The 4,170-nt window shown below is 63.6% G+C and carries 4 protein-coding genes and 3 pseudogenes; 1 reads left to right on the top strand and 6 read right to left on the bottom strand.

Translation table 11 applies throughout. The features are described from left to right. From AB0P23_RS25370 to AB0P23_RS25350, 5 genes and pseudogenes are all read right to left on the bottom strand, one after another. Positions 1 to 99 (bottom strand): annotated as a pseudogene (locus AB0P23_RS25370) (hypothetical protein); the annotation flags it as partial. A gap of 33 nt (positions 100 to 132) precedes the next feature. Then, positions 133 to 600 carry a hypothetical protein gene (locus AB0P23_RS25365; RefSeq protein ID WP_051048272.1) on the bottom strand — a complete coding sequence of 156 codons (468 nt, stop codon included), beginning with the start codon at positions 598 to 600 and terminating at the stop codon, positions 133 to 135. Between the two features lie 360 nt (positions 601 to 960). Beyond that, positions 961 to 1,283, bottom strand: a pseudogene (locus AB0P23_RS25360) (cation-transporting P-type ATPase); the annotation flags it as partial. A gap of 158 nt (positions 1,284 to 1,441) precedes the next feature. Beyond that, complete coding sequence (locus tag AB0P23_RS25355; protein ID WP_155288693.1) at positions 1,442 to 1,606, bottom strand: hypothetical protein; 165 nt, start codon at positions 1,604 to 1,606, stop codon at positions 1,442 to 1,444. A 223-nt stretch (positions 1,607 to 1,829) separates the two neighbouring features. Beyond that, on the bottom strand, positions 1,830 to 3,194 hold the full coding sequence (locus AB0P23_RS25350; RefSeq protein WP_363799783.1) for an IS256 family transposase: 1,365 nt from the start codon (positions 3,192 to 3,194) through the stop codon (positions 1,830 to 1,832). Between the two features lie 106 nt (positions 3,195 to 3,300). Between AB0P23_RS25350 and AB0P23_RS25345 the strand changes: the two genes are divergently transcribed. Further along, the gene (locus tag AB0P23_RS25345) at positions 3,301 to 3,852 is read left to right on the top strand and encodes a hypothetical protein (RefSeq protein WP_008720428.1); all 552 of its coding nucleotides are present in this window, start codon (positions 3,301 to 3,303) and stop codon (positions 3,850 to 3,852) included. An 84-nt stretch (positions 3,853 to 3,936) separates the two neighbouring features. On the opposite strand, the pseudogene AB0P23_RS25340 reads toward AB0P23_RS25345, so the two are convergent. Continuing rightward, positions 3,937 to 4,170, bottom strand: a pseudogene (locus AB0P23_RS25340) (sulfite exporter TauE/SafE family protein); the annotation flags it as partial.

Below are 4,170 nucleotides of genomic sequence, written 5' to 3'. Positions count from 1 at the left end.
CAACCCCGGCGCGCCGATCACCGCAGCCAGAGGCAGCAGCGGCCCGTCGGATTGACCGAATGCGATGCGGCCCCAAGGGAAGCCGCCGAACGGGATCGATCCTTCTGTCGGTTCGGCGGAATGGTGGCTCGATCAGTACGTGAAGACGCGACGCTCCGGGCGAAGGGCCAGTCGTGTCCACAGCCCGGTGAGAACCACGGCGGTGAGCAGCCCGATCAGCGCGCCAGGGCCGGGGCCGGCGAGAGTTGAACTGTCGTGAGCGGACTGGCGTGTCCAGATGGACAACATCGCCAGGACCGAAGTGCTGGCGCATCCTGCGGCGGCGAGAACGATCAGATGGATCATTCGGGTATGGAGTGCGGCGGCTGAGCAGATCAGACAGAAGATCACACCGGCATGGGCGGCAATGACAGCGACGATGCTGGTCGATTCCGCCTGCGCCGCTGCATTGTTGAGCAATGTTGCCCAGCCCGTTGCCTCGCCCGACTGGCCCAGGCACAGACCCAGCCCTGCTACGGCGATCACTGTAGCCGCACGCAGGCGCTCGTGGGCAGCCATCTCTACCGTCGCCAGCACTCGTCGTTCGATGGCCTCGAACATGGGCCGATAGTGGCGAAGATCGTCGTGCACTTCGAACCCTCCCGTGAACTGCGGTATCGGCCGCATCCGTCGGCCGCGTCCTGTGTCGGCGCAGCTCATGACCGGTCGACCACCAGTCGCACCGCGGGCGGAGAAAGTTCCCGGATCGACGCGGGAACTTCGGCACCCGCGGATGCGACTGACTGTAGGTACCGCGGCGATGACGTCGGTACGAATCCGCCCGGTGGCTGACCGGGCGTGCTGCGCAGGAGTGCGTGGCCGGGCCGGTCGTGCGGCGCGGCCACGCACAGCGCGATCACTTCACGTTCGCTGACGCGGCGACACCAGTTCACTGTTCGCCGAGGTATCCCTCCCGGGTCGTCAGGATGTAGCGGGGTACCGACGCAGCCGGAGGCTGTTCGATACGACGAAGAACGACGAGAACGCCATGGCAGCGCCCGCGAGGAGCGGGTTGAGCAGACCTGCGGCCGCTATGCGGATGGCAGCGATGTTGTACCCGAACGCCCACACCATGTTTCCCTTGATGGTCGCCAGTATGGCCTTGGCCAGCCCCAACGAATCGACCACATCGCCGAGGTCGTCGCGGACGACTATGATGTCCCCGGACCGATGGCGACATCGGTGCCCGCGCCGATCGCCAAACCGAGATCCGCGCTCGCCAACGCCGGCCCGTCGTTGATGCCAGCTTCCGCCTGTCGAGGACTTCGTCGCGGTGCCCGGAATGGGAACCCACGGCCGGGTCCACGGGCGCTCGTCGAGATCGGTCGTAGACGAGGGGCGTTCCTTCCAGTCGGTGCGGTGGGGCGGGTACCCCGGTGCGGTCAGGCACGGGGGCGGGTGGTCACAGACGTGAGGTTCCGCGGACGATGTCACCCTCGATGTAGGTGAATCCGACTCCGCGGCCGTCACGGAGCGCGAAGTGGTATTCTGCGGGGACCCAGACGGTATCGAAGTGCGACGCCGGCCGCCCCTGCCGCGTCTGCCGCGTCTGTTGTCGTACAACCATATTCGGCGCGATCAGGGATGGCCGGCGGTTACGAGATCGACCTACGCATACCGGCGGCGGGCGTCGTCGATCTGGTCGGTGCACAGCAAGTGTGGATCGGGAAGGGGTTCGCCGGACGCATGGTAACCCTGTGGGCCGACCTCGCCAGCATCCACGCCGTGATCGACGGTTTGGTGGTCACCACGGTTGGAGCTTGTCAAGTTATCTGTGAGCGAATTTGCTTTCAGGTGAGATAAGGGTCGAGTCTGTCCGGATAGTTGATCACGAGCGCGCCGAGCGCTTGTTTCCAACCGGTCGTCAGAGATCCTTCGATCAGTCTGTTGACCTCCCTGCCGGTGCGGGGTGCGAGTCGATCTTTGCTCAGGCGGTCTCTCTCCCGGGCGCGCTTGTCCTCGATGCTGCAGATCGCGAGCCACAGAAGCTTCACTGCCGCTTGATCATTGGGGAAGTGTCCGCGGTTTTTGATGATCTTGCGAAGTTGATAGTTGAGCGATTCGATGGCATTGGTGGTGTAGATGATCTTCCGGAGCGCCGGTGGGAAAGCCAGGAACGGGATGAACCGCTCCCACGCGCTCTCCCACGTCCGCACCGCTGTCGGATACTTGACACCCCACTGCGAGGATTTGAAGTCGTCGAGTGCAGCTTGGGCCGCATCGACGGTGGGTGCGGTGTAGATCGACCGGAGCGACGACGCCACCGCTTTGCGGTCGCCGTAGGCCACGAACCGCATCGACGCGCGGATCAGGTGGACGGTGCACGTCTGCACGACGGTGTGCGGCCACGTCGCTTCGATGGCGTCGCCGAATCCAGTGAGGCTGTCCGTGCAGGCGATCAGGACGTCTCTGACGCCACGATTTGCCAGCTCAGCGCAGATCCCGGCCCAGAACTTCGCCCCTTCGTGTTCTTGAACCCAGATCCCCAACACGTGTTTGATGCCGTCGAGGTCGACACCGACGGCGATGTGCGCAGCCCTGTTGGTGACCTGCTGACCGGACCTGATTTTGACCACGATCGCATCGAGATAGAGGATCGGATAGATCGGATCGAGTGGCCGGCGCTGCCATTCGAGGACTTCCTCGAGGACCGAGTCGGTAATCTTGGAAATGGTCTCGCGGGAAATTTCGGTACCGATGGTCGAGGCAAGATGATGCTCGATGTCGCGCACTGGCATGCCGCCGGCGTAGAGCGCGACGATCATGTCATCGAGCCCACCGATCCTGCGCGCACCACGCGGGACCAGGGTTGGAACGAACGTGCCGTCGCGGTCGCGGGGGATTGCCAACGGCACATCGCCGACTTCGCTCGACACGGTCTTGCTGCTGAAACCGTTGCGAGCGTTGGGAAGTAGACGGCCGGCAAGGTCGCCCTTGTCGTATCCGAGGTGCTCGGTGAGTTCGGTCTGCAGTCCGCGCTCGAGAACCGCCTTGACCATCTCCTGCAGGAACCCGCCCTGCCCGGTGATCTGCAGCTGGCCCGTGTCGATCTTGGCCATCACCTCGTCGAGGGCACCCGAGGCCTTCAAGGCGTCGAAGGCGCTGAGCTCAGCCCGATCGTTCGTGTCATCTGCATGATTGCCGTCCACAGTCATGGTCACGATGATGCTCCATCCGTGTCAGTCCGTTCTTACACAAACCATCTGACACGCCCCACGGTGTGCCTCCCAGCTGACGAGCGCCGACCTCGACCGGTTGACCATGCGCGGCGCACGTGCAGGGCAGACTGCGCCGGCACTGCCCGCGTTCGATCCGAGTGCCCGCTTGCGCACTGCGGCACCGATCGAGGTCGATCGCACCGCCACCCGCGATGGACTGATCACCCTGCTCGGCCATCAGCTCGCATTGGGTCCGGACACCGCCGGAACCCGCATCACCCTCAGAATCGAGGGCGGTCTCATCCACGCCATCGCCGGTAACCATGTGATCAAGACCTTGCCGAATCCGTTGATCAGCAACGATAACCGCCAACTGACCCGCGTGCGTCGAGCAACGACGCTCCTCCCGCCGCCCTCGGGCCCCCAACGCGTGCACCGGAAAGTGCCGATAGACGGTGTCGTCATGGTCGACGGCCAGAGATTGCCCGTCGGCCGCACACACGCCGGAACCATCCTCACCGTGGTCGTCGAGGATCACCATTTCCGAGTTCTCGACGGCCCCACAAAACTCTCACTGCACGCCGGAACCACCACCAAACCGATCCGAAACTTCAACGCCCACCCGACCCCGAGACCGTTAACGATGTCCCGGTGACGATCAGTTAGGTATGTCCCGAGACCACACACGTCACGCATTTGCATGCGCAGAAATAGGCTCTGTGATGCACAACGATGTGCGTTACAGGGCCATGGATGCCTGGACGGTGACGTAGACGGCTACGACGAATAACAGGGCTGCGAAGCTACGGGTGAGTGTGGTGGCAGAAACTCTGTCGCTGATGACTTTTCCTGCGAACGAGCCTGTAATTGCCGCGAAAGTGAACGGTACGACGATCTCCCACGGGATGGTGGCACCCGTGCCGAGGCGTTCGGTGAAGGCTCCCGCGCTGGTGATGGAGATGATCACCAGTGA

This window comes from Rhodococcus sp. NPDC077669 (assembly GCF_040686915.1).
GTDB classification, from domain to species: domain Bacteria; phylum Actinomycetota; class Actinomycetes; order Mycobacteriales; family Mycobacteriaceae; genus Rhodococcoides; species Rhodococcoides fascians.
The sequence above is the reverse complement of the archived record's forward strand: the minus strand, read 5'-3'. Positions and strand labels throughout refer to the sequence as shown.